The sequence below is a fragment of the Vibrio jasicida 090810c genome (genome assembly GCF_002887615.1).
GTDB classification, from domain to species: domain Bacteria; phylum Pseudomonadota; class Gammaproteobacteria; order Enterobacterales; family Vibrionaceae; genus Vibrio; species Vibrio jasicida.
The window spans coordinates 1,317,159-1,341,212 of the sequence record NZ_CP025792.1; the positions used below are offsets into that span (position 1 = coordinate 1,317,159).

A 24,054-nucleotide genomic window follows, 5' to 3' on the forward strand; every position below is an offset into this window, starting at 1 on the left:
TAGCGCTTTTTTATTAGTATGCGACTGAGCGGTGCTTACAGCGATAAACGTCCGCAGATACCGACGTCGGATTCTGGCCGTCAGTTTCGATAACTTTGACTACGTGGTAGCGATTTCCGCCAGCCATGTAAACTTGGTTTGATAACTCATCAAATAGAGTACCTTGCTGTTGCTCTGCCACAACTTTATTACCAATCACCTTACATTCATTATTTTCGATTTCAGCAAACGAGATTGGTTGCACTTCATTAGCACCAGGTAACAACATAATCTTTGTCGCTTTTGCCACGCTCACACTCGGCGCTGATGGACAATTGAATAGTTCGGCAACCACACTAGAAGGACGACCACGACTGGTATCAAGAACCTTAGTAATATGGTAGCGGTTTCCACCAGAAGCATAGGTCTGGTTCTTCAGCATTCGGTCAACATTGTTAGGGTGTGCATCTTCAATGATGTAAGAGTCCACCATTTGACAGTCAAGGTTTTGAACCGCAACTTTTGTAATCGGGGAAATATTGGTAGCTTGAGGAAGAACGCGCACTTTGCGAGTAACGCAGCCACTTAAAAGAGAAAGCACAACGGCTGTAAGAATGATTTTTTTCATGATTCAAGAGCTAAAGAGAGAAAAGAACAAATATCTCTGAAATGAGTCATTTAGACATCACCAGAACGACAAAGCCCCGATAACTCGAGGAGTTATCGGGGCTTTTGAATAAATGGCACGCCCTATAGGATTCGAACCTATGACCACATCCTTAGAAGGGACGTGCTCTATCCAGCTGAGCTAAGGGCGCGCTACAGGGACAGGATTATACGAGTTCAAGCGCTTAAATCAACGGGTTTTCATAACATTCTGATCTGAATGCCTAAAAAAAGGGCACTAAAGCGATAAATGTTCAAAAACACCCCAAAGCAAACGTTTGCGTATGGATGTTAAATAGATTTTCTGCGACAATGCGCCGCAAATAATTTGCCTTCTCAATTTAAAAAGGAAAGTCATGACTGCTCAAAATATAGATGGAACTCTCATTTCCCAAACTGTTCGATCCGAAGTTGCAGCACGTGTGAAAGCTCGCGTTGAGGCTGGCCTTCGTGCTCCTGGTCTTGCAGTTGTTCTTGTTGGTGAAGATCCAGCTTCTCAAGTTTACGTTGGCAGCAAACGCCGTGCGTGTGAAGAAGTTGGCTTTGTCTCTAAGTCTTTTGACCTTCCTGCGACAACGTCGGAAGAAGAGTTGTTGGCACTTATCGATGAGTTGAACAACGACGCAGAAATCGACGGAATTCTTGTTCAGTTGCCACTTCCTGCTGGCATCGATGCAACGCACGTTCTTGAGCGTATTCACCCAGAGAAAGACGTGGATGGCTTCCACCCTTACAACGTTGGCCGTCTAGCACAGCGCATTCCTAAGCTTCGTTCTTGTACGCCAAAAGGCATTATTACGCTGCTTGACCGTTACAACATCGAACTACGCGGTAAGCATGCGGTTGTGGTTGGCGCATCAAACATTGTTGGTCGCCCAATGACACTTGAGCTGCTTCTTGCTGGTTGTACGACAACAACTTGTCACCGCTTTACCAAAGACCTAGAGGGTCACGTTCGTCAAGCTGACCTTGTTGTGGTTGCAGTTGGTAAACCAAACTTCATTCCTGGTGAGTGGATTAAGAAAGGCGCTGTTGTGGTCGATGTGGGCATCAACCGTCTTGAATCTGGCAAACTAGTCGGTGACGTGGAATACGATAAAGCACGTGAGAACGCGAGCTTCATTACTCCTGTACCGGGCGGTGTTGGCCCAATGACAGTAGCAAGCCTAATTGAGAACACAATGCTGGCTTGCGAACAGTTCCATACGAAGAAATAAAGAATTACGATACTGATAGGGCTCCGCAGGGGGCCCTTTTTGTTTGGAGTAATAACCCCCTCTAAGTCCCCCTTGAAAATGGGGAGGACTGGACTGAGTTCGCTTTTAGTTCGCTGACTTATTCAAACACCGAAACCGGATTTAGTTCAGAGCAACAACCCCCTCTAACTCCCCCTTAAAAATGGGGAGGACTGGACTGAGATCGCTATTCGTTCGCTAACTTATTCAAATGCAGCTACCAGATTTAGTTCGGAGTAATAATCCCCTCTAACTCCCCCTTGAAAATGGGGTGGACTGGACTGAGCTAGCTACTCGTTTGTTAACTTATTCAAATGCAGCTACCGGATTTAGTTCGGAGTAATAATCCCCTCTAGATCCCCTCTGAAAATGGGGAGGACTGGATCGCTCTAACAGATGCAATCAAAGCAAACATTATATGAATTCTCGATTATCGCTTCACACTAAGCGCACTCCGCTCTAGTCCCCTCCCCTTTTTAAGGGGAGGGTTAGGGAGGGGTTGAGAACGCAAAGGAAGCACAAGTGCAACAACGAACGTTTAACTTGAAGTATCAAAAGAAAATCAGAAGCAAGCTACGCTCGAATATGCCAAAACCTGAAGAAGTACTTTGGCAAAAAATTAGACGAAAACAACTCGGTGTAAAGTTTCGTAGGCAACACGGTATTGGTCGCTACATCGTTGACTTCTATTGTGCAGAATTGAGTCTCGTAATAGAAATTGATGGCGATAGACATTTCTCTACCGAGGGAAAAGAGAAAGATACAAAGAGGGATGCATTCATAGAAGCGTTGGGGATTAAGGTTCTGCGATTTACCAACGAAGAAGTGATGAAGCAAACCGAGTCTGTTTTGGAAAGGATTATTCAATTTAGTTCGGAGTAATAACCCCCTCTAGCTCCCCCTTAAAAATGGGGAGGACTGGACTGAGCTCGCTACTCGTTTGTTAACTTATTCAAATGCAGCAACCGGATTTAGTTTGGAGTAACAACCTCCTCTAACTCCCCCTTGAAAATGGGGAGGACCGGAAAGAGATCGATTCAACTAATGCAATCGCTACAGACATTATATTAACTGTCAATTGGCGCTCCATACTCAGCGCACTCAGGTCTAGTCCCCTCCCCTTTTTAAGGGGAGGGTTAGGGAGGGGTTCTGTTACAAACTCAAAATCACGCCAGCGATTGATGCACTCATCAAGTTCGCCATTACACCTGCTGCGATTGCGCGGAAACCGTATTTAGAGATGAATGAACGCTTCTCTGGTACGAGTGAGCCTAGACCACCAATCAGCATCGCCATGGTTGAGATGTTTGCGAAACCACACAGTGCGAAGGTTACGATAGCTTGTGAGTGTGCGCTTAGCTGAGACTTCACTTCCATCAGTTGGATGAAGGCTACGAACTCGTTTACCACGATCTTATTACCGATCAGAGAACCGGCCACGATAGCTTCGTTCCAAGGAATACCTAGCAACCATGCGATTGGTGCGAATAGGTAGCCAAGCACTAGCTCGAAGCTCAGTTCCATACCGAATAGACCGCCGAACCAGCCTAGAATGCCGTTTAGCATCGCAATAACACTCACGAACGCCAATAGAGTTGCACCTACCGCTACTGCGATACGTAGACCAGACATTGCGCCGTCTGCCATTGCTTCAACCACGTTGGTTGCTCGTGGAATTTCTACTTGGTCTAGATCCATATCCTGAGTTGTGGTGTCTGTCTCTGGCATCATAATTTTTGCCATTAGAAGACCCGCTGGCGCAGACATAAATGCCGCTGCGATTAGGAAGTTCAGATCCACACCCAGTGATGCGTAACCTACTAGCGTGCCACCAGCAACCGATGCCAAACCACCAGTCATTACTGCGAAGAACTGAGAGTCCGTCATGTGCTTAAGATATGGCTTAACGACTAGTGGAGCTTCAATCATACCCACAAAGATGTTCGCTGTAGCAGACAGTGATTCTGCTCGGCCAGTGCCTAACAAGCGCTGTAGACCACCACCGATTAGGTTGATCACTTTAGGCATTAGACCGATGTGGTACAAACCTGAAATCAGTGCTGAAAAGAAGATAATAATGCCAAGTACGTTAATCGCGAAGGTAAAGCCACCTGTTGCTAGGTTGCCAAATAGGAACGCGATGCCCTCTTGACCGTAGTTGATCAGATTAGAAACCGCGCCAGTTACTGCGTTAAGCGCTTCTTTACCCGCTGGTACATACAATACCAAAAGCGCGAAGATAACTTGCAGAGCAAAAGCCAAAGACACCGTTCGTAGACGAATGTTCTTACGGTTAGTCGAAAGCAACCATGCTACGAATAGGATGGCTACGATACCAAGAATTGAGTTCATAAAATGAATCCGACAAAGGGGGAACAGGAAAGGCGTCGGATTGTATAGAGCATAATAAATGCTGCAAGTTGGAGATGTTAACAGGCTGAATAAGTCAGCTGGTTGCAATTTAACCAGCCAAATAACCCATTGAATTAAATGAAGATAAACGTTTGCCTAAAATCATTATTTCCAAATGGAAAAGATGTTTCTGAATTTGGAAAAATTTTGTGATTCAAATCACCTTATGTACTCACTACTTAGGTATCGAGATATAAGGAGCTAATCGCTGATCCCAATGGCAAGGCGACCCGATCTTCTGTTTGATGAAATCGATCACTGCAGAGATCTTTTTCGGCATATGCTGACGACTTGGGTACACCGCATAAAACGGCATAGATTGGCTGGCTCTCCAATCTGGTAGAAGCTGAATCAGTTTACCTGAGCGGAATTCATCCCCTAGCAAGTAAGTGGCTAAGTAAGCAATCCCCCACCCTGCGATCGCAGCATCACGTACCGCTTCTGCCAAATCGACTGAGTAGTTGCCAGAGACTTTCACGTTGAGCTCTTGCTCGCGATTGGTGAAGGCCCAACTGGTGTAGTCACGCTCCCAACTACGGTAAATAAGACAGTTGTGCTGCGACAAGTCATTCGGTTCGGTTGGCGTATCGAACTTGAGTAAGTAATCCGGCGATGCAGCAACCACGAATTGGCAATCTGCTAAGCGCTGAGCAATGTAGCCCTCTGGTAGGTGTTCATTGTTGGTGATCCACAAATCCAAACCTTCTTCGAGCATATCGACTTTGTAATCGAACAAATGCACTTCGACTTGCAGTTGCGGGTATTTCTCACGAAGTTCTTGAATGGCAGGAATGATGTGCAGCGTGCCAAAAGACTGCGACAACCCAAGACGAACTAAACCGGCGACTTCATCGCGTTGGCTTTCCATCTCTAACGTGGCACTGCTAACGGCTTGCACCACTTGTTCACAATGGTGGTAGAAGGTTTGACCCGCTTCGGTTGGTGTGAAGCTGCGCGTGGTACGTTGCACAAGCTTGATGCCAAGTGAAGCTTCCAACTGGCTGAGCTGTTTACTGACGTGAGAAACTGACACGCCTAAGCTCTTTGCCGCAGCGGTAAAGTTTTTATGTTTGATCAACGCCGAGAAGATCACCATTTGTGCAGCACGTTCAGATAACACGCAAACCTCGTTTCAAATAGAGAAAACAAAGGGCTCCGAAGAGCCCTTTTTTATTCGTTTATACATTCAACCTAGAATGTGATGCGGTCAGCTAAGTGACTTACCGCCAGTGCGAAGTAGTAAGAGCGGTTCCACTTCATCAACACATTGTAGTTGTTGTACACCAAGTAAGTACGGCCGTTCTCATCGTCTGGCATGATCAGCCAAGCCTTGATGTCTTCGTCCAGCTTAGGAAGTGGGCTGCCATCGTATTTGGTGATGCCAAGCTTGCTCCACTCTTGAAGGTACTTACCTTTTTCTGCTTCGCGACCTTGCAGGTTGTGGTCAATGCCGTGTGGCACTTTAACCTGACGACCCCAAGTGAACTTATCATCCCAGCCAGATTTGCTTAGGTAGTTCGCAGTAGAAGCAAACACGTCTGCTTCTGATTGCCAGATGTCCTTCTTACCATCGCCGTTACCATCTGCGGCAAAGCGCAGGAATGAGCTTGGCATAAACTGACATTGACCCATCGCGCCAGCCCAAGAACCTTTGAAGTTCTCTAGCTCGATATGACCTTCATCTAGGATTTGTAGCGCCGCCATGGTTTCTTTACGGAAGAACTCTTCACGACGACCTTCAAACGCCATGGTCGACAACGCGTCGATAACGCGGAAGTTACCAGTGAACTTACCGAAGTTACTTTCTACGCCCCACAGTGCAACGATAAAGCGCGGCTGCACGCCAAACTCATCACCAATGCGTTTTAGTTCAGCGTAGTGTTCTTTATACAGTTGCTTCGCTTGCTTGACCTTCCACTCAGGAACCGCACGCGGAATGTATTCGTCTAACGTCAGTTTCTTCTCTGGCTGGTTACGGTCGGCTTTTACTGCTCGTGGTTTGTATTCCACATCAGAAAAAGCGGCACTGATCACCTGCTCAGAAATACCTTTATCACGCGCTTCTGCACGCAATTTATTTAGGTATTCATCAAAGCCGTCGCTGCTTGCAAAGGCTGAAGTACACATACCAACGCTGAGCATGGCTGCCAGTAATTTTTTCATATCGCCCTCCTTTATGAGCGAGGCAGAATTCCCAGATGAAAAGTTGCGAGTTTATTCGCCTTTCTGCTGGGCTTTTTGTTCTTTGTATTTATCGAGTAGGTTTTCCGGCGGAGGCGGAACCTGTAGGAAGAAACCGTCATTAATTAATGAAGCTTTCACTTTCTCGACATCAACTTGTGCCAAAGTACGGCCATCAAGTTTGATTGTCATCACCGGCATAGGCTTACCGAACATTTGCATAAGCATGTCAGGAACCTGTGAGAAATCATCCTTTTTCGGAATATAGAGATAAGTGCCTTCTTTTTTAGAACTTTTATAAATAGAACAAAGCATGACGAGCCTTTTGTGCTGATTTACCCGCTTTGAGTGCGGATTTTGTTGAAAACGTAAAATTCTCGCAAACTTGATTGCAAATTTGAGATTAATTCACTTATTTGCTCGCTTGAGAACTTGCTGCGCTAAAGGATGAAATATAACATGACAGACCTAGTTTAAGGCAACGCTCTTTCAATAAAGGCAAGAAGTCCACGATGACCCATTCACCTGACCTTAAAGGTAGCAGTTTTACATTGTCAGTTTTACACCTTTCTGACAATGAGATCGCTACGACTGTCGAATTTTTGCAAGAAAAGGTTTCTCAAGCGCCTTCTTTCTTCGCATCCGCACCTCTGGTTATCAATATAGCAAAAGTAGAAGGTGATATTGATTTCCTCGCACTTAAACAAGGCATCGCTGACGCAGGGTTTATTCCGGTTGGTGTGACTGGCTGTAAAGATAAACGCGTTCAAAACCTTGCTTCAGAAGCGGGCTTCGCCATCATGTCTGCGAGCAAATCTCCAACTCAAGCACCAGCCAAAATGGCTCCAACGAAGATCGTGCGCACGCCAGTTCGTTCTGGCCAGCAGATTTACGCCAAAGATGGTGACTTGGTTGTACTGGCACACGTAAGCGCTGGTGCAGAAGTGATTGCTGATGGCTCTATCCACATTCATGGCACCCTACGCGGACGTGCTATTGCTGGGGCGAGCGGCCAACAAGAAGCACGAATTATTTGTCACGATTTACAAGCTGAACTGGTTTCCATTGCAGGAGATTACTGGTTGAGCGATCAAATTGAGAGTGAGTATTGGCAAAAGAAAGTAATGATCAGTAAAGCCGAAGAATCATTACATCTAGAAACACTCACGATTTAGTCTAAAAAGGAAATAAAATGGCACGCATTATTGTAGTAACGTCTGGCAAAGGTGGCGTTGGTAAAACCACTTCAAGCGCAGCCATCGCCTCGGGTCTGGCTCTAAAGGGTAAAAAGACTGCGGTGATCGATTTTGATATCGGCTTGCGTAACCTCGATCTTATCATGGGCTGTGAACGCCGCGTGGTGTATGACTTTGTTAACGTCATCAACGGCGAAGCAACGCTTAACCAAGCGATGATCAAAGACAAGCGCACAGATAACCTATTCATTCTTCCAGCTTCTCAAACACGTGATAAAGACGCGCTAACGAAAGATGGCGTACAACGTGTGTTCACTGAGTTGGATGAGATGGGCTTCGACTTCATCATCTGTGACTCGCCAGCAGGTATCGAGCAAGGTGCTCTGATGGCGCTGTACTACGCAGATGAAGCGATCGTAACGACGAACCCGGAAGTATCTTCGGTACGTGACTCCGACCGTATCCTAGGTATTTTGGATTCGAAGTCGCTACGCGCAGAGCAAGGTCTTGAGCCAGTTAAGCAGCACCTACTACTGACGCGTTACAACCCTTCTCGCGTAACACAGGGTGAGATGCTAAGCGTTGAAGACGTGGAAGAGATCCTACACATTTCTCTATTGGGTGTGATTCCAGAGAGCCAAGCGGTACTGAATGCATCAAACAAAGGTGTACCTGTGATCTTTGACGAGAACACCGACGCAGGTATGGCTTACTCTGATACGGTAGACCGCCTACTGGGCAATCAGGTTGAATTTCGTTTCCTTACTGAGGAGAAGAAAGGACTCTTTAAACGACTATTCGGAGGCTAGACATGTCACTACTAGAATTTTTCCGCCCACAAAAGAAAACTTCTGCGAATCTAGCCAAAGAGCGTTTGCAGATCATCGTTGCTGAGCGTCGTAGCCAGAACGATCCTGCACCTTCTTACCTACCTCAATTGAAAGAGGACATCTTGAAGGTAATTAGCAAGTACGTTGCGATTGATCCAAACATGGTGGATTTGACGTTTGAACACAAGGACGATGATATTTCGGTTCTTGAGCTAAACGTGAAGTTGCCAGAAGACGAGAAGTAATTACTTTTCGACTTTGCTTGAGCGCTCTAAACACTTGAGTACTCAAAACAAAAACAAATGCGTGTTACAAAAAAGGTTGGCGATAATGCCAACCTTTTTTATTTGCTCCTATTTCAGAAGCTTATCCATGTTCTTTCCGAGAAGTTCAAGGCGCCAGCCTTGCATGACATCTGGTAGGCGTGCTGGGTCGCGATCTTTCTTCCATACCCAACTAATGATTTGATTGATCTGCTTTTTAGAAGCCAAAAACTCGGTCGCCAAACCTGACTTCTGCGATGCTACCTTCACTACATCTTTCATGTTCTTGAAGATTTGCTTGTAGCCTGGGTAATCCATCAAACGTTCAATTTTCGCTGGGTAATCATCGGCAGGTATTTGCTTTGCACTTTTCACGATACCCGCAATCCTCGCACCGTGGCGGTTAATCGCGCGGATGTCGATGCCTTCCGCTTCCATCTTCTTAAAGCCAGTCAAACCAAGACGAGCAACCGTCAGTAAGTCACCTTCTTTGAAGATGAAATTTAATGCGAGGTCGCGCTTAATTGCTTCTTTATAACGCCAAGTTGCTAACGGCTTAAGGATCGCAAGTTCAGCCGGTCTTAACTGCCATGCGCCTTTAATGTCTAGGTACGCGTTTTCTTCGTTCACGTTGCGAATACGCTTTGAAACAAGCAGATCACTCTCTTGCTGAACCGCTTCCCACCAGCCAGCTTCATTGACTTTATCGAATAGCTTCTCGTAAAGAGGCATGAGGTAATGAACGTCAGCTGCGGCGTAATCAAGCTGCTTTTGAGTCAATGGACGTGCCATCCAGTCAGTGCGAGACTCGCTCTTGTCGAGCTCAACGCCTAGGTATTCTTCCACCAGCGTAGCAAAGCCCGTCGACAGACCGTGACCTAGGAATGCCGCCATAAGTTGAGTGTCAACCATTGGGAATGGTGTGCAGCCAAAGGCATTTTGGAAGACTTCTAAATCTTCACCACACGCGTGTAGTACTTTGAGTACTGAGGTGTCTTTTAGCAACTCGACGAACGACGTCATGTCGGTCAGTTCAGTCGGGTCGATAAGGGAAAGTTGTTTGCCATCGAAAAGCTGAATCAAACCTAGTTGCGGATAGTAAGTTCTGATTCGGACGAATTCGGTATCCAGCATAACTACGTCGGCTTCTCTTGCTAGAGCGCAGACTTCTTCTAGGTCTTTGTTTTTCGTAATGATCTGATAGTTCACATGCTTCTCGCTATAAAAAAATGCCAGCAAAACGCTGGCATTCTAACACTATTTGGCAATAAATGATTGTTGCACAAAGAAATCCGCTTATGCGCTCTTCTTCGCAAGTTCTGCGTCGTTCTCTTCGCGCAGTACGCGACGAAGGATCTTACCTACGTTGGTCTTAGGTAGATCTTCACGGAACTCAACCAACTTCGGTACTTTGTAGCCCGTTAGGTGTTGGCGACAGTGTGCAATCACTTCGTCTTTGGTCAGGCTTGGATCGCGTTTTACAACGTAGATCTTCACCAACTCGCCAGACACTTCGTGAGGCTGGCCGATAGCCGCGACTTCCAATACTTTGCCGTGCAATGCAACTACGTCTTCAATTTCATTCGGATAAACGTTGAAGCCTGATACAAGAATCATATCTTTCTTACGATCAACAATGTGCAAGAAGCCTTCATCATCAAACTTAACGATGTCACCCGTCGATAGCCAACCGTCTTCGTTGATCACTTCTTTGGTCGCTTCTGGGCGCTGCCAGTAACCTTGCATCACTTGAGGACCGCGAACTTGAAGCTCACCTGTCTCTGTGTTTGCAAGTGCATTACCCTCTTCATCAACAATACGTACTTCAGTTGATGGTACAGGCAGACCGATAGAGCCGTTGTATTCCACTAGGTCGTGCGGGTAAGCCGCCACCAATGGAGAACATTCTGTTAGACCGTAACCTTCTAGTAGGTAACAGCCGGTGGTCTTTTGCCATTTTTCAGCCACGGCGCGTTGCACTGCCATACCACCACCTACTGCTAGGCGAAGGTTGCTGAAATCTAACTCATGGAAATCTTCATTGTTCACTAACGCGTTAAACAGGGTGTTAACGCCAGTAATCGCAGTGAACTGGTATTTTTGCAGCTCTTTGACAAAGCCCGGAATATCACGCGGGTTAGTGATAAGCAGGTTGTTGCCACCCATCTCAACGAACAGTAGACAGTTCACCGTCAGTGCGAATACGTGGTAAAGCGGCAGCGCCGTTACAACAAGCTCGCGACCCGGAGACAATACTGGACCATAAGCACCTTTCGCCTGCATAACGTTAGCAATCATGTTGCGGTGCGTCAGGATTGCGCCTTTCGCTACGCCCGTTGTACCACCGGTATACTGCAGGAATGCGATATCATCACCAGACATGAATGGCTTCACGTACTGAAGGCGACGACCTCTGTGCAGTGCTTTACGCATTGAGATTGCGCCAGGTAAGTCGTACTTAGGTACCATGCCTTTCACGTACTTAACGACGAAGTCGACAAGCGTACCTTTCGCGCGTGGTAGCATTTGACCAAGACTGGTCAAGACGACGTGTTTCACTGGTGTATTTTCTACAACCTGCTCAAGTGTGTTCGCGAAGTTAGAAACGATAACGATCGCCGTTGCACCAGCATCGTTTAGCTGATGTTCAAGCTCACGTGGAGTATAAAGTGGGTTCACGTTCACAGCGATACAGCCAGCACGCAAAACACCAAATAGCGCGACAGGGTATTGCAGCAGGTTTGGCATCATAAGCGCGACACGGTCGCCCTTCTTCAGCTTAAGTTCGTTTTGTAGGTATGCGGCGAATGCGCGGCTACGCTCTTCCAATTTGCGGAAGGTCATGACCGAGCCCATGTTCATGAATGCCGGTTGGTCTGCGTACTTTTGAACAGACTGTTCGAACATTTCTACCAAAGACTCATATTGCTCTGGATTAATGGTTTCAGGTACGTCACTTGGATAACGTGAAAGCCATGGTTTATCCACGATGTTACTCCTCGTTTATAACTGGCTAAAAAATAGCGTCCTTTTTATTTTGAACACTATTACAGCACAGCAAACGTGCTTGAGCACGTAACTCTCAAACACTTGTTTAAATTTTGTTAACTACACCAAGAATTCGCTTTGCGACCTCGAGTGTTTGCTCTAAATGGCAATGGTGCCCACCCGCGACAGAAACCACATTCGGTGGATTTTCGCCCCAATCGACTTGGTTAGACTGTAAATGCTGAAATCCTTTGTCACCCAATATGATCAGGTGCGGACAGCGTATTTGGCTGGTGATCGAGTTCGCGTGGTCCTGTGCCATACGATAAAGAGAATCGCACTTTAATTTGGCATCGTGTCGCCAAAACCACTGGTTCTCACGACATTCAGTTCCGCGCTTTACGATTGGCATCAACTGCTCGGCGGTCAGGTGATTCGCTTGTATGCGTAGCTTTAACGCCAGATCGAAAGAAGCGATAGCTCGCTCCGGTTTATTGCGTTGACGTTGTCGGCCAAGGACACCATCTCGCAGTCGTTTAACACTATTGGAAGGTTGTTCAGCGAGTGGACCCGCTCCTTCAATTTGCACTAACGCTTCGACCTGTTCAGGAAAGGCAGCACTATAGCAACTTGCGATTAAGGCGCCTAGTGAATGCCCTACTAACATCAGTCTGTTTGGTGATAATTCATCCAATAGTTGGTGTAAATCAGCAATGTAGTCGTGGAAGGGGTAGTAATTGTCCGAGGATTTATGACTGGATAAGCCATGACCAAATAGGTCAATCGCCAATAAATGAAGGTCAGGGTTTCGCTGATGGATGGCATTCATCAAACTTTTGAAGCTGCCCGCGTTATCCATCCACCCATGAAGAAAAACGACTGTACAAGCAGTCGTTTTTTTCGTTTCCGATCTCTAAGGCAGCCATGCTCCCATTTGGGAGTTCGAAACGGCGCTCATTCATCACAGATTATTTAACCTTCTTGATCACCTTGCCATCTTGCGGGAAGTCATTTCGCCACATGCGGCAGTTAATAGAGTAACAAGGGTAGTAATAGGTTGGTGTGTCGTACATACGTACGCGCTCTTCAATCTTCCATAAGCGGTAGCCATCGCCTTTGATGACTGGGAAGATGTATTGGTGCTCACCAATTTTGCCTTCTTCTTCGCCCGAACCTTTACCAACAACGGTAATGATTCGACCTTTACTAAAAGAAACTGGCTCTAAGTAACCATCAAAATACACCGCAAAGCGACCCGTTGGTTCTTGGTCGATATCTGGCTTGCCAGATTTGCTGATTGGAAGGTTTACGATCTCAAGACGCGTTTGGTCTTTCAAGTTATCCACTTTCGCGATAACACCACCAAGGCGAACATCGTTAGCAGCCTGTCCTTGGTCTTCAGCAAAGGCTTTGTAATCCGTCAAAACCTGCTCAGTGCTTGCGTTCAGCTCTTCAGGAAGAGAACTACAGGCAGAAAGCCCGAATGCCGCGATAATAACCAGAAAAATACGTCCAGAAAGTTTCATAAACCCCCACTATAAATTTGTTGTTTTACACATAGATATCGACACCAAGTAACTGAGCAAGTTCCTCTTTCTTCGCTCGATTCATGACATCCATATACTGTTCCATTGCTTTGCGAGCATGACCCTCGGGCAAATCATATTGCACTTGAGCGCGATGAATCTGAGACTCATTCACTTGCTTAATGGAATGCGCGACAGCGTTCGCCACCTTAGAAGGTTGACCAACGGGCTGCTTATCTTGAGCTTTCTTTACCTGCCCTTTTTTACCGACTCTATTGGTGCGATTTGCACCCGGTATTAACGCAGGAGGTAAACCATTGATAGACGCCATAACGTTCCATAAAAATACAGGGCAAACGCCCCGTATATTCTAGTAGTGATGAATTATTCGCGACCCGGAAGTTTCTTCCACGTCACATTATCACGCAGATAAACCGGGCTCGATTCTTCTACTGGGACTGTGTTGCCTTTCTTAAGTTCCTGCTCAGCAAGAATCACAATGTCTTGCGAATCAGGGTAAAGAACATCGCCACTCGTGACGTTGAATGGCAGTTTGCCAAGATCTTCTTGGTAAGCATCCCAACCAGTACCCGCTTTAGTCCACGTTTTGTCGTCTGCTTGTGCTTCTTCCGCTAGACGCGCTGGTGGAATAACACATTCTGAGTCCACACCTGCCCACTCACCGTTTTCTTGGCGAGTGTAACGTGCCCAGTAAACTTCACCCATGCGCGCATCAATCGCAACCGCGGCATCCGTTGCACCGTGCAGGCGGTAGCTTGCTTGTGCCATCGCAGCCAGCGTTGAAACGCCAATCATTGGTAAGTCAGCACCAAACGCCAAACCTTGTGCGATACCAATACCGATACGAACACCAGTAAAGCTGCCCGGACCACGACCAAACGCCAATGCGTCTAAATCTTGTAGAGTCAGACCCGCTTCTTTCAGTACCTCGTCTACCATAGGCAGTACTTTCTTAGTGTGGTCACGAGGAGCCACTTCACTGCGTGAAATCACTCGGTCATTAACCAGTAGCGCAACTGAACAGTTCTCAGTTGCCGTATCGATAGCAAGAATTTTTGCGCTCATGTAACTCTCTACAATTCTTCTTTAATTTATTGATGCCACAGCGCATTAATCTGCGGCAGGTTGTTCTGTTTTTAGGAATGTTTTGATTCGTTCCAAATCCCGTGTTCTTGGGATTGGCGGTAAACTGCCGAGGAAGATGCCACCATAATCACGCGTTACCAAACGGTTGTCGCAAATGATCAAGGCACCATGGTCTTTTTGGTCTCGAATCAAACGTCCTACGCCCTGCTTTAGCGTGATAACCGCATCCGGGATTTGCACTTCTGCAAACGGCTCACCACCACGTAATCGACAATCTTCGATTCGGGCTTTGAGTAGCGGGTCATCAGGGGCAGTAAACGGTAATTTGTCGATGATAACACAGCTCAGCGCATCACCTCTAACATCGATCCCTTCCCAGAATGCACCCGTCGCCACCAGCAGTGCATTACCCAGTTCCATAAACTCGGTAAGGGTCTTTTGTTTGCTCATCTCACCTTGCATTAGCACAGGCAGATCCAGTACTTCACGGAAGCGTTCACCAAGCTCACGCATCATGCTGTGCGAAGTACACAGGAAGAAACAACGCCCGTCGTTTTCTTCAATTACAGGCGCAAGCATTCGCACCAGTTTGTCGGCTAAGCCTGGGCTATTTGGCTCTGGTAAATAACGAGGCACACATAGGCGCGCTTGCTTCTCGTAATCAAACGGAGATGGCAACGAAAACTGCTGTTTCGGCTTCAATCCAAGACGGTCGGTAAAGTGTTTAAAGTCACCCGAAACCGCTAGGGTTGCAGACGTGAAAATCCACGCGCCTTGTTTGATTTCGATTTGCTCATGGAATTTATCCGCCACCGATAGCGGCGTAATGTGCAGAGCGAAATGACGGGGAGACGTGTCGTACCAGTATGAGTAACCGGTAATATCAACATCACAGACGCGGTCAATTCGTCCTTTGATCAGGTTGGCACGCTCAAAGGCAGTATCCAGCAATTGGCTTCGACCTAGCGCCAGTTTCAACACATCAATCGCCAAATCTAAACTATCGGTTAAACGCACCAACTCACGCTTGATCGATTCTGATTGCAACGCCTCACGCCAGTTACCACGAAAGCCCGGCTCACCCAGTACGATGCGCATATCCATTGCACTTTGCATCAGCTTATCGCCGACTTTTTGTAGTTGGCGCATATCTTTTGCTTCTGTGCGGTAGGCAATTTCAATGTCTTTGGCGAGCTCTTGGATCTGACGGCTAGAGATCGATTGACCGAAGTATTCGCTGGCAATATCTGGAAGCTGGTGAGCTTCGTCGAAGATAAACACGTCAGCTTCTGGGATCAATTCACCAAAGCCAGTTTCTTTGATCGCAAGGTCCGCAAGGAATAAGTGGTGGTTGACTACAACAATGTCTGAATCCATCGCACGTTTACGTGCTTTCAAGACGAAACAATCGGTGTAGCTCGGACAGTCTTTACCCAGACAGTTATCATTCGTTGACGTAATCGTCGGAATAATCATGCTGTCTTCTGGCAGGTCATCGCAATCACCCAAGTCACCCGTTTTAGTTTCAGACGACCAACTACGAACCTTAACCAATTGGGTAAGCAGTGTTGGGTCAGCTTGATTCGTATGGCTTTCGACCATTTGACGACTTAAACGATCCAAACAAAGGTAGTTAGAACGACCTTTTAAAAGTGCCACTTGACCATAAAAGCCCAGCGAATTCACCATCAAAGGCAAATCACGGTGATACAGCTGTTCTTGTAGGTTCTTCGACCCGGTACTGATGATGACTTTCTTGCCACTCAATAACGCAGGCACAAGGTAAGCGAAGGTTTTGCCGGTCCCCGTTCCCGCTTCAACCACCAACTGAGTTTGGTCTTTGATCGCATTGCTGACAGCTTCTGCCATATCAATTTGTGGCTGGCGAGCTTGGAAGCCCGGAATGGCTTTACCTAACGCGCCCTCAGAGGAGAATGTTTTTGCGATCATGCCTGACATCTGGTTGGAAAAATTGTCGAGAGTATATCAGGAGTTGAGCGTAAACATCAGCCAACAAAAGCACTAGGTTTTAGCATCATGCGGATAATTTGTTGAAACCACGCCAAGAATAGATTATTTATGAAGTCAGATTGCCGTACGATTCACGCTTCTAAAGTGAGTACTTTATTCGTACGCTAGAAAAATAATGCATGGAAGTATCTGATTTATGGAAAAGAAAACACTGTTGACTCATTGCAGCGACGCACCGGGTCTAATCTCAAAAATCACCAATATCTGTTATAAGCATCAGCTGAATATCGTTCATAATAACGAGTTTGTTGATAACACCAGTGGGTACTTTTTCATGAGAACTGAGTTGGAGGGATACTTCAACGATCAAACGCTTCTCGCTGATTTAGATCAAGCACTGCCGCAAGGAGCAAAGCGCACGTTGATCAGCTCTCGCCGCAAACGCATCGTTATCCTAGTGACGAAAGAAGCGCACTGTTTGGGTGATATTCTGATGAAGACTTATGACGGCAGCTTAGATGTTGAAATTGCTGCGGTTGTTGGTAACTACGACAAACTGCAAACGCTGACCGAACGTTTTGATATCCCTTATCACCACGTGACACACGAAGATCTTAGCCGTGAAGAGCACGAGCAGAAGATGCTTGAAGTGATTGATCAATACGATGCCGATTATCTTGTGCTAGCGAAATACATGCGTGTTCTCACTCCAACTTTCGTAGAGAAATACCGTCACAAGATCATCAATATCCACCACAGCTTCTTACCCGCGTTTATCGGCGCAAAACCGTACCAACAAGCTTACGACCGCGGTGTGAAGATCATCGGTGCAACAGCGCACTTCGTGACGAATGACTTGGATGAAGGCCCAATCATCAAGCAGGACGTTATTCCAGTGGATCACACGTTTAGTGCACAAGATATGGCGCAAGCGGGTCGCGATGTCGAGAAGAACGTATTGAGCAAGGCTTTGAATAAAGTGATCAATGATCACGTTTTTGTTTACGGCAATAAGACGGTTATTCTTTAAGTTTATCGAATTTCAATAAAAGAAAGGGTTGCTCATTGGGCAACCCTTTCTTCTTTCTAATCGTTAAAAGCGAACTTATTCAGCCTGCTCTGACTCCACAATACGCTTGAGTGAATGTGGGTGCAGCTTGATACAAATACCTTGATACTTAAACGCCACGGTTGGGTTGTTCAAGCGTTCGCCTTCCCCTTTTGGGCTCGATAGTTTGATCTTCACGCCCAGCTCTCCTAACTCATCACAACGCGCACCAAACGCAGGATAAGTGTGTTTCAAATCCGCTAAAAACTCATCGGCGGTTTCAGCATGAGACGGAATCACAAACTCCACATGTTCCCAGCTTTCAGTTGAGTAGATTTTGCCTTCCGCTGGGTATGGTAGCTCCAAACACTCTATCTTCCAGCCACGGCTTTCCAACGCTTTATCAAATTCAATGACGATAATTGGGCGACCATTGATTTCCGCTTGCGAGATAACCTTACCGTATTGGCTCCATGCTTCATGCGCGGCTTTCGCTGTTTCAGTATCATTAATACGCAGCGCAATATGGTCAGCTTGAGCAAAGCTCAGATCCAGTTTTAACAGGGATGCAAGCTCTTCAATCTTCGCCATAAATGCATCCAGATCTTGGATCATCAATTCAGGCGCTAGGCGTTTTTCAACTAGTTGAGTCGTCATTGTGGCTCTCTTATAGGGCGATTTATCTCATTACTCTGAGCGCAATAGTAAACGCAAACTAAGCCACATTTCCATTCAATCGAAAAAGTATAAATTTCCCCAATTCCTCTCTGTATGAAAAGCAATAAAGTTGTTATCATTAGCCCCATTTTTGTGAACTCCAACAGAACTCGGCACTTACTTCTCCGAGTTCTTCGTCCTTGAATTGAAGGAAACGCGTGTGAATATCCAAGCACTTATTAATGACAAAGTATCTCAGGCTCTAGAAGCCGCTGGCGCACCTGCAGGCAGCCCTGCGGCAGTACGCCAATCAGCAAAGCCACAATTTGGTGACTACCAAGCAAACGGCGTAATGGGCGTTGCTAAAAAACTGGGTACTAACCCACGAGAATTTGCACAGAAAGTACTGGATGTTCTAGACCTAGATGGTATTGCGAGCAAGACAGAAATCGCTGGTCCTGGTTTCATCAACATTTTCCTAAGCGAAGAGTTCCTAGCAAAACAAGCGGAAGCAGCACTGGCTGACTCACGTCTTGGCGTTGCAGCAGACGAAGCTCAAACGATCGTTGCTGACTACTCTGCACCAAACGTTGCTAAAGAAATGCACGTTGGTCACCTACGTTCAACCATCATCGGTGATGCAGTCGTACGTACTCTTGAGTTCCTAGGTCACAAAGTGATCCGTGCGAACCACATCGGTGACTGGGGTACTCAGTTCGGTATGCTTATCGCAAACCTTGAGCGTGTACAACAAGAGTCTGGCGAAGTTTCTATGGAACTGGCGGATCTTGAAGGTTTCTACCGTGAATCGAAAAAGCTGTACGATGAAGACGAAGAGTTTGCAGTAAAAGCTCGTGGCTACGTTGTAAAACTGCAAAGCGGTGACGAGTTCTGCGCAGAAATGTGGAAGAAGCTAGTTGACGTTACCATGATCCAAAACCAACGCAACTACGATCGTCTAAACGTATCTCTATCTCGTGATGACGTAATGGGCGAGAGCATGTACAACGACATGCTACCTAAGATCGTAGCAGACCTTAAAGCACAAGGTCTTGCGGTTGAAGATGACGGCGCGCAAGTTGTGTTCCTTGAAGAATTCAAGAACAAAGACGGCGAAGCGATGGGCGTTATCGTTCAGAAACGCGACGGCGGCTTCCTATACACAACAACGGACATCGCATGTGCGAAATACCGTTACGAGGAACTAGGCGCGGATCGCGTACTTTACTTCATCGACTCTCGTCAGCACCAACACCTAATGCAAGCTTGGACTATCGTTCGTAAAGCGGGTTACATTCCAGAATCTGTTTCTCTTGAACACCATGCATTCGGCATGATGCTAGGTAAAGACGGTAAACCATTCAAGACTCGTGCTGGTGGTACTGTTCGTCTAGCAGACCTTCTTGATGAAGCAGAAGTTCGTGCAGCACAGCTGATCGAATCTAAGAACCCTGAGCTAGCTGAAGACGAGAAGAAAGCGATCGCAAATACTGTTGCAATGGCAGCGGTTAAATACGCAGACCTTTCTAAGCACCGTACAACGGACTACGTGTTCGATTGGGACAACATGCTAGCGTTCGAAGGTAACACTGCACCGTACATGCAATACGCTTACACTCGTGTAGCATCTGTATTCGCTAAAGCTGGCGTTTCTATGGATGATCTACAAGGTGAAATCAAAATCACTGACGAGAAAGAAAAAGCGCTTATTGCAAAACTTATGCAGTTCGAAGAAGCGGTTCAATCTGTTGCTCGCGAAGGTCAACCACACATCATGTGTAGCTACCTATTCGAATTAGCAGGTCAGTTCTCTAGCTTCTACGAAGCCTGCCCTATCCTAGTTGCAGAAGACGAAGCAGTGAAACAAAGCCGTCTGAAACTAGCAGCGCTAACAGCGAAGACTATCAAGCAGGGTCTGTCTCTACTAGGTATCGATACTCTAGAGCGCATGTAAGCGAATCGAGAATCGCGATGATTTAGAAAGGTTGGCGTGAAAGCGTCAACCTTTTGTTTTATCTGGCGTATACTGATGTCATTCAATTAAAATCGGATAATATAATGAGTTTTGAACTGCACCCTCAATTGGCAAAAGACACTACCGTTATCGGTCACTTCCCACTGTGTGTGGCGCTTCTGCATAAAGACAATGCCGTGCCATGGGTTATCTTGGTACCAAAACGTGCAAACCTAAAAGAGCTTCACCACTTGCCAATGCAAGAACAGCAACAATTTTTGCTAGAGTCTCAGGCAGTAAGCCAAGCACTGGAAGCCACATTCCGTCCAGACAAGTTAAACCTTGGTGCGCTAGGTAATATGGTGCCACAGCTGCACGTTCACCATATCGCTCGCTTCAAAGATGACGTCGCATGGCCTGGACCGGTTTGGGGTAACACCAAAGGTAAATTCCGTACAGAAGAAGAGCAAAACGAGCTACTTGGGCGCATTAAGAACGTACTGTCACTGAGCTCTATTTTCCAAAAGGCATAAGCACCGCGAGTAAAATCATCCGCCTTTGAATACACACGAGATAAGTAGAGGAAGATTAATGCATATTTGTAACAATCTTTCTCATTTTTCTGGGATTATCACTTAAATCAAACTTGTTTAGACTGCCAGCTCAATTAGAGAGGGTCATCATGAAACAAGTCTTCAACACATTCCGATACGTCAGCTGGATCGCCATCATCTGTTCTATGGCTGCTTCGTTCTTGCTTTTTGTTATGGGCGCAGCGAAAACCTATTCGGCGTTTGCAGTCTTCATTCTTAATCAAACACCTCCGGAAGCACTCGCACATTTAGATAAAGCAGATATCGCGATCGCTTATTTGATCAAGTCACTGGATACATTTCTTGTTGCGCTAGTTTTGTTCATCTTTGCTCACGGCATCTACACACTATTTATTTCCAACAAAGCTAAAGCGAAAACACAAGAACAGTCGGTTTTACATTGGATCAGAACCCCAAACATCGGCCACCTGAAAAATATCTTGGCTGAAGTCATCATTGTGATTTTGTTTGTGAAGTTCTTGGAACTCGTACTGATTAACTTCGACAGCTTAAATTGGACGATCTTGACCTTACCTATTTCGATTTTAGTTTTAAGTCTAGGGTTGAAGTTCCTAGGGTTAGGTGCGACTAAACACTCTGAAGAGCATTGATTCCGCTGTATTAACAATACAATAACTAGCAAAAGAAAAGCCGCATCGTTACTGATGCGGCTTTGTCGTCTTTACATGATAAGTTTGATTGCTACATGGTCACTGTCAGTGATAAACCATCTTGCTTAGTTACTGAGTAACGTACTCGAGTCACATCATGAGCTTTATTGGTGTCGACTAGACGGTTAATTTTTCCCTTCTTGATCCACACGCTTAACATCGCGTCGGCGCCATCTTCACTCATCCCAAACTGCTTAGCTAGATCTGATTGAGAGACGATTCCTTTGTCTGCAATGTATTGATAAAGCTCTTTTAAAATCATGCTACTTGCGCCTCTAATGCACCGTTTTGCTTCTTACCAACTCGTTTGAACACACGGTATGTACCAAAGAAGATTGCTACAATTACCGCAATCCAAATACCACTGGTCACTGGGCTATCTGCGAAATGTGTCAGTTGGTTGTAGAACGTCGCACATAGGTAAGCCAGTCCCATTGTCCATACTGCTATAAATCGAGCGAACTTATGGCCAAACTCACGTACGTAAGCACCCATCGCTGCAACACATGGTGTGTACAGTAAGATAAAGATTAGGTAAGCAAACGCTGCATTGCCAGAAGCAAACTGCGATTTGATGTTACCGAAGATAGAAGCATCGACTTCTTGTTCTTCTGCAACTGCATTTGAGTCAGTTAAGTCACCCACTTCAATACCTAGTGGATCTGAGTAGCTCAAACCGGCTAGATTTTCTGGGATACTCATTACTGCCTCTTCTAGGCTGCCCATTAGGTCAAATTCTGCGTCTTCGCCGTCGCTTGGCGTAGTGTATAGACTGTTCAGCGTACCAACTACCGCCTCTTTTGCGAAGATACCGGTAATGATACCTACCGTCGCTGGCCAGTTGTCTTCTTGAACACCGATTGGTGAGAATACGGGAGTCACAACTTGCGCTGCTTTAGAAAGCACAGAGTTTTCGCTGTCTTCGTTACCAAAGCTACCGTCAGTACCTAGTGAGTTAAAGAAGCTTAAGATAGCAACAACGATTACGATGGTTTTACCGGCACCTAGAACAAAGCGCTTCAGTTTTTGCCAAGTTTTGATCACCACGTTTTGTAGCGTCGGAAGCTCGTAATCAGGCATTTCCATTACTAGGCTGTCACTGCTACCTGGGTAAAGCGTGTGCTTAAGGAAAAGACCCGTGAAGATCGCTGCCACAATACCAAGTAGGTAAAGTGCGAATACAATGTTCTGACCAGAACCCGGGAAGAATGCCGCAGCGAATAACGCGTATACAGGCAGACGAGCACCACATGACATAAATGGCGCCATAGATGCAGCCAGTTTACGCTCACGTTCTTGGTCTAGAGTACGAGTTGCCATGATTGACGGAACGTTACAGCCAAAACCAAGAACCAACGGTACAAATGCTTTGCCCGGTAGACCGATCTTCTGCATCACTTTGTCTAATACGAATGCTGCACGAGCCATGTAACCTGAGCTCTCAAGTACCGCTAGGAACAGGTACAAACAAGCGATAACCGGAATGAAGGTTGCAACCGTCTGGATACCACCACCGATACCATCAGCAAGAACCGTCACTAACCACACAGGCAAATGACCGTCTAACAAGTGGTGACCACCATCAACCAACAGAGCACCAACACCGATATCGAAGAAGTCGATGAACGCACTACCAATGTTGATAGAGAACATGAACATTAGGTACATCACAACGAAGAAGAATGGGATGCCCACCCACTTGTTCAAAATGAATTGGTCTAGCTTTTCAGTCACGCTGCGGCTTAGCTTACCTTCGCTACGGCGTACTTTCTTACACTCTTCGTGAAGATGTGTGTATTTGGTGTCAGCCACATGCAGGTCAACATCAAGATCTAGCTCGGCAATCGTATTTTCAACACCATTGCGGTCTGCATCCGACATGCTGTTAAGAACCAGTGCATCTTTTTCTAGTGCGCGAATCGCCAATGCTCGGTGAGAAACGGTTTGATCATTGAAAAGAGCCGAAACTTTGCCGATCGCCGCTTCCATTTGTTCGCCGTAATTCAAAGCGACTTCTTTTAACGCGACACCTTGAACCACAGACTTGTGCAGCTTCTCTTTAAATTCTGCTACTTGTGCTTTGTTTGTCGCTGACAGGCTAACTACCGGGCAACCCAACGTTTTTTCTAGTTCTGCAACGTTGATGATTTGGCGTTCACGCTTAAGTGCGTCCATTTTGTTTAATACAACAATCATCGGACGACCAAGTTCGCGCAACTGCAGTGTCATATATAAGCTACGTTCAAGACTTGTTGCATCGACTACGTTGATGATCAGATCAGCAGGGTGCGTCAGAACCGCACGAGACGCGATAGACTCATCAATACTATTACTGTCATTACCACTATCTAGAGAGTAAATACCCGGAAGGTCTGTCAGCAGAAATTCATCGCCAGCGTGTTTAAACTGACCAGTTTTCTTTTCAACCGTTACACCAGCCCAGTTGCCGACTTGTTGTTTTGCACCAGTAAGGCCATTAAAAAGTGTCGTTTTACCGCTGTTTGGGTTACCGACCGTAAGAATTTGGTATTGCATTATGCTCGCTCCACTTCAATGTTCTGCGCAATGGCCTCTCGCAATGCAACAGAAACACCACGAACTTCAACTTGCAGTGGGTCACCCATTGGAGCACGTCGAATAACTTTAACCTCAGTATTTGGAAGTAGTCCCATTACCATTAGCTTTTTTCTGACGTCCGACGTAAGTCCTTCTAACAACCGAATTGTCACTGTTTCGCCAGGTTTAATTTCTGATAGCTTCATAGTGGCCCTTAAGAG

At 46.2% G+C, this 24,054-nt stretch carries 24 protein-coding genes, 1 tRNA gene and 1 pseudogene; 9 read left to right on the forward strand and 17 right to left on the reverse strand.

Translation table 11 applies throughout. The features are described 5' to 3' along the window. Positions 1–13: 13 nt before the first annotated feature. Complete coding sequence (locus tag C1S73_RS06120) at positions 14–607, reverse strand: hypothetical protein (RefSeq protein WP_038865642.1); 594 nt, start codon at positions 605–607, stop codon at positions 14–16. 113 nt (positions 608–720) lie between these two features. Then, a tRNA-Arg gene (locus C1S73_RS06125) sits at positions 721–797 on the reverse strand. A gap of 204 nt (positions 798–1,001) precedes the next feature. Here C1S73_RS06125 and folD point away from each other — a divergent pair. Together folD and C1S73_RS06135 are read left to right on the forward strand one after the other, a co-directional pair. Beyond that, positions 1,002–1,862, forward strand: a complete 861-nt coding sequence (gene folD, locus C1S73_RS06130; RefSeq protein WP_005430847.1) for a bifunctional methylenetetrahydrofolate dehydrogenase/methenyltetrahydrofolate cyclohydrolase FolD — start codon at positions 1,002–1,004, stop codon at positions 1,860–1,862. Positions 1,863–2,402: 540 nt separating this feature from the next. After that, positions 2,403–2,762, forward strand: coding sequence for an endonuclease domain-containing protein (locus tag C1S73_RS06135; RefSeq protein ID WP_038865644.1), 360 nt, complete (start codon positions 2,403–2,405; stop codon positions 2,760–2,762). A gap of 270 nt (positions 2,763–3,032) precedes the next feature. On the opposite strand, the gene C1S73_RS06140 is transcribed toward C1S73_RS06135, so the two are convergent. From C1S73_RS06140 to C1S73_RS06155, 4 genes are all read right to left on the reverse strand, one after another. Further along, on the reverse strand, positions 3,033–4,232 hold the full coding sequence (locus C1S73_RS06140; protein WP_038865646.1) for a NupC/NupG family nucleoside CNT transporter: 1,200 nt from the start codon (positions 4,230–4,232) through the stop codon (positions 3,033–3,035). A 235-nt stretch (positions 4,233–4,467) separates the two neighbouring features. Next, entirely contained in the window at positions 4,468–5,412 is a 945-nt protein-coding gene (locus C1S73_RS06145; protein WP_038865647.1) for a LysR family transcriptional regulator, read from the reverse strand. Between the two features lie 71 nt (positions 5,413–5,483). Continuing rightward, positions 5,484–6,455 carry a lytic murein transglycosylase gene (locus C1S73_RS06150; RefSeq protein WP_038865648.1) on the reverse strand — a complete coding sequence of 324 codons (972 nt, stop codon included), beginning with the start codon at positions 6,453–6,455 and terminating at the stop codon, positions 5,484–5,486. Positions 6,456–6,506: 51 nt separating this feature from the next. Beyond that, positions 6,507–6,788, reverse strand: a complete 282-nt coding sequence (locus C1S73_RS06155; protein ID WP_038865650.1) for a YcgL domain-containing protein — start codon at positions 6,786–6,788, stop codon at positions 6,507–6,509. A 197-nt stretch (positions 6,789–6,985) separates the two neighbouring features. Here C1S73_RS06155 and minC point away from each other — a divergent pair, with 197 nt between their 5' ends. The 3 genes from minC to minE are packed head-to-tail and all read left to right on the forward strand — an operon-like array spanning position 6,986 to position 8,744. Beyond that, the gene (gene minC, locus C1S73_RS06160; RefSeq protein WP_038865652.1) at positions 6,986–7,648 is read left to right on the forward strand and encodes a septum site-determining protein MinC; all 663 of its coding nucleotides are present in this window, start codon (positions 6,986–6,988) and stop codon (positions 7,646–7,648) included. 17 nt (positions 7,649–7,665) lie between these two features. Continuing rightward, positions 7,666–8,478 carry a septum site-determining protein MinD gene (minD, locus tag C1S73_RS06165; protein WP_005437688.1) on the forward strand — a complete coding sequence of 271 codons (813 nt, stop codon included), beginning with the start codon at positions 7,666–7,668 and terminating at the stop codon, positions 8,476–8,478. Positions 8,479–8,480: 2 nt separating this feature from the next. Then, positions 8,481–8,744: a cell division topological specificity factor MinE gene (gene minE / locus C1S73_RS06170; RefSeq protein WP_005437690.1), complete on the forward strand. Its 264-nt coding sequence runs from the start codon at positions 8,481–8,483 to the stop codon at positions 8,742–8,744. A 108-nt stretch (positions 8,745–8,852) separates the two neighbouring features. Here minE and rnd read toward each other — a convergent pair whose 3' ends face one another. The 7 genes and pseudogenes from rnd to yoaA all read right to left on the reverse strand — a co-directional run bounded on the left by rnd (position 8,853) and on the right by yoaA (position 16,333). Continuing rightward, the gene (gene rnd, locus C1S73_RS06175) at positions 8,853–9,971 is read right to left on the reverse strand and encodes a ribonuclease D (protein WP_038865653.1); all 1,119 of its coding nucleotides are present in this window, start codon (positions 9,969–9,971) and stop codon (positions 8,853–8,855) included. An 87-nt stretch (positions 9,972–10,058) separates the two neighbouring features. Further along, entirely contained in the window at positions 10,059–11,750 is a 1,692-nt protein-coding gene (gene fadD, locus C1S73_RS06180) for a long-chain-fatty-acid--CoA ligase FadD (RefSeq protein WP_038865654.1), read from the reverse strand. A gap of 106 nt (positions 11,751–11,856) precedes the next feature. Then, a pseudogene (locus C1S73_RS06185) lies at positions 11,857–12,712 on the reverse strand (alpha/beta fold hydrolase). Positions 12,713–12,718: 6 nt separating this feature from the next. Next, a complete protein-coding gene (locus tag C1S73_RS06190) occupies positions 12,719–13,276 on the reverse strand; it encodes a Slp family lipoprotein (RefSeq protein ID WP_038865656.1) in 558 nt (185 codons plus the stop codon). Positions 13,277–13,301: 25 nt separating this feature from the next. Continuing rightward, positions 13,302–13,607, reverse strand: coding sequence for a hypothetical protein (locus tag C1S73_RS06195; protein WP_038865657.1), 306 nt, complete (start codon positions 13,605–13,607; stop codon positions 13,302–13,304). 53 nt (positions 13,608–13,660) lie between these two features. Further along, the gene (gene tsaB / locus C1S73_RS06200; RefSeq protein WP_038865658.1) at positions 13,661–14,362 is read right to left on the reverse strand and encodes a tRNA (adenosine(37)-N6)-threonylcarbamoyltransferase complex dimerization subunit type 1 TsaB; all 702 of its coding nucleotides are present in this window, start codon (positions 14,360–14,362) and stop codon (positions 13,661–13,663) included. A 45-nt stretch (positions 14,363–14,407) separates the two neighbouring features. Beyond that, entirely contained in the window at positions 14,408–16,333 is a 1,926-nt protein-coding gene (yoaA, locus tag C1S73_RS06205; protein WP_038865659.1) for a DNA repair helicase YoaA, read from the reverse strand. Between the two features lie 217 nt (positions 16,334–16,550). Here yoaA and purU point away from each other — a divergent pair, with 217 nt between their 5' ends. Further along, positions 16,551–17,384: a formyltetrahydrofolate deformylase gene (gene purU / locus C1S73_RS06210; protein WP_038865660.1), complete on the forward strand. Its 834-nt coding sequence runs from the start codon at positions 16,551–16,553 to the stop codon at positions 17,382–17,384. Between the two features lie 75 nt (positions 17,385–17,459). Here purU and C1S73_RS06215 read toward each other — a convergent pair whose 3' ends face one another. Continuing rightward, positions 17,460–18,059 carry a VOC family protein gene (locus tag C1S73_RS06215; protein WP_038865661.1) on the reverse strand — a complete coding sequence of 200 codons (600 nt, stop codon included), beginning with the start codon at positions 18,057–18,059 and terminating at the stop codon, positions 17,460–17,462. Positions 18,060–18,279: 220 nt separating this feature from the next. Between C1S73_RS06215 and argS the strand changes: the two genes are divergently transcribed. The 3 genes from argS (at position 18,280) to C1S73_RS06235 (ending at position 21,217) form a co-directional block, all read left to right on the forward strand. Then, positions 18,280–20,013: an arginine--tRNA ligase gene (argS, locus tag C1S73_RS06225; RefSeq protein WP_038865662.1), complete on the forward strand. Its 1,734-nt coding sequence runs from the start codon at positions 18,280–18,282 to the stop codon at positions 20,011–20,013. 104 nt (positions 20,014–20,117) lie between these two features. Beyond that, positions 20,118–20,546, forward strand: coding sequence for an HIT family protein (locus tag C1S73_RS06230; protein WP_038865663.1), 429 nt, complete (start codon positions 20,118–20,120; stop codon positions 20,544–20,546). A 149-nt stretch (positions 20,547–20,695) separates the two neighbouring features. Continuing rightward, complete coding sequence (locus tag C1S73_RS06235; RefSeq protein WP_038865664.1) at positions 20,696–21,217, forward strand: YqhA family protein; 522 nt, start codon at positions 20,696–20,698, stop codon at positions 21,215–21,217. Positions 21,218–21,308: 91 nt separating this feature from the next. On the opposite strand, the gene C1S73_RS06240 is transcribed toward C1S73_RS06235, so the two are convergent. The 3 genes from C1S73_RS06240 to C1S73_RS06250 are packed head-to-tail and all read right to left on the reverse strand — an operon-like array spanning position 21,309 to position 24,039. Next, on the reverse strand, positions 21,309–21,539 hold the full coding sequence (locus C1S73_RS06240; protein ID WP_038865666.1) for a FeoC-like transcriptional regulator: 231 nt from the start codon (positions 21,537–21,539) through the stop codon (positions 21,309–21,311). Then, positions 21,536–23,812 carry a Fe(2+) transporter permease subunit FeoB gene (gene feoB, locus C1S73_RS06245; protein ID WP_038865667.1) on the reverse strand — a complete coding sequence of 759 codons (2,277 nt, stop codon included), beginning with the start codon at positions 23,810–23,812 and terminating at the stop codon, positions 21,536–21,538. The genes C1S73_RS06240 and feoB overlap by 4 nt, the downstream gene beginning before the upstream one ends. After that, positions 23,812–24,039 carry a FeoA family protein gene (locus C1S73_RS06250; protein ID WP_033005426.1) on the reverse strand — a complete coding sequence of 76 codons (228 nt, stop codon included), beginning with the start codon at positions 24,037–24,039 and terminating at the stop codon, positions 23,812–23,814. Before C1S73_RS06250 ends, feoB begins: the two co-directional genes overlap by 1 nt. Positions 24,040–24,054: the final 15 nt, after the last annotated feature.

Bases quoted from the DNA above. Each gene is read 5' to 3' on its own strand.
- C1S73_RS06120 (WP_038865642.1), bottom strand. From the start codon at position 607: ATGAAAAAAATCATTCTTACAGCCGTTGTGCTTTCTCTTTTAAGTGGC.
- folD (WP_005430847.1), top strand. From the start codon at position 1,002: ATGACTGCTCAAAATATAGATGGAACTCTCATTTCCCAAACTGTTCGA.
- C1S73_RS06140 (WP_038865646.1), bottom strand. From the start codon at position 4,232: ATGAACTCAATTCTTGGTATCGTAGCCATCCTATTCGTAGCATGGTTG.
- C1S73_RS06150 (WP_038865648.1), bottom strand. From the start codon at position 6,455: ATGAAAAAATTACTGGCAGCCATGCTCAGCGTTGGTATGTGTACTTCA.
- C1S73_RS06155 (WP_038865650.1), bottom strand. From the start codon at position 6,788: ATGCTTTGTTCTATTTATAAAAGTTCTAAAAAAGAAGGCACTTATCTC.
- minC (WP_038865652.1), top strand. From the start codon at position 6,986: ATGACCCATTCACCTGACCTTAAAGGTAGCAGTTTTACATTGTCAGTT.
- minD (WP_005437688.1), top strand. From the start codon at position 7,666: ATGGCACGCATTATTGTAGTAACGTCTGGCAAAGGTGGCGTTGGTAAA.
- minE (WP_005437690.1), top strand. From the start codon at position 8,481: ATGTCACTACTAGAATTTTTCCGCCCACAAAAGAAAACTTCTGCGAAT.
- C1S73_RS06190 (WP_038865656.1), bottom strand. From the start codon at position 13,276: ATGAAACTTTCTGGACGTATTTTTCTGGTTATTATCGCGGCATTCGGG.
- C1S73_RS06195 (WP_038865657.1), bottom strand. From the start codon at position 13,607: ATGGCGTCTATCAATGGTTTACCTCCTGCGTTAATACCGGGTGCAAAT.
- tsaB (WP_038865658.1), bottom strand. From the start codon at position 14,362: ATGAGCGCAAAAATTCTTGCTATCGATACGGCAACTGAGAACTGTTCA.
- yoaA (WP_038865659.1), bottom strand. From the start codon at position 16,333: ATGATCGCAAAAACATTCTCCTCTGAGGGCGCGTTAGGTAAAGCCATT.
- purU (WP_038865660.1), top strand. From the start codon at position 16,551: ATGGAAAAGAAAACACTGTTGACTCATTGCAGCGACGCACCGGGTCTA.
- C1S73_RS06215 (WP_038865661.1), bottom strand. From the start codon at position 18,059: ATGACGACTCAACTAGTTGAAAAACGCCTAGCGCCTGAATTGATGATC.
- C1S73_RS06230 (WP_038865663.1), top strand. From the start codon at position 20,118: ATGAGTTTTGAACTGCACCCTCAATTGGCAAAAGACACTACCGTTATC.
- C1S73_RS06235 (WP_038865664.1), top strand. From the start codon at position 20,696: ATGAAACAAGTCTTCAACACATTCCGATACGTCAGCTGGATCGCCATC.
- C1S73_RS06240 (WP_038865666.1), bottom strand. From the start codon at position 21,539: ATGATTTTAAAAGAGCTTTATCAATACATTGCAGACAAAGGAATCGTC.
- feoB (WP_038865667.1), bottom strand. From the start codon at position 23,812: ATGCAATACCAAATTCTTACGGTCGGTAACCCAAACAGCGGTAAAACG.
- C1S73_RS06250 (WP_033005426.1), bottom strand. From the start codon at position 24,039: ATGAAGCTATCAGAAATTAAACCTGGCGAAACAGTGACAATTCGGTTG.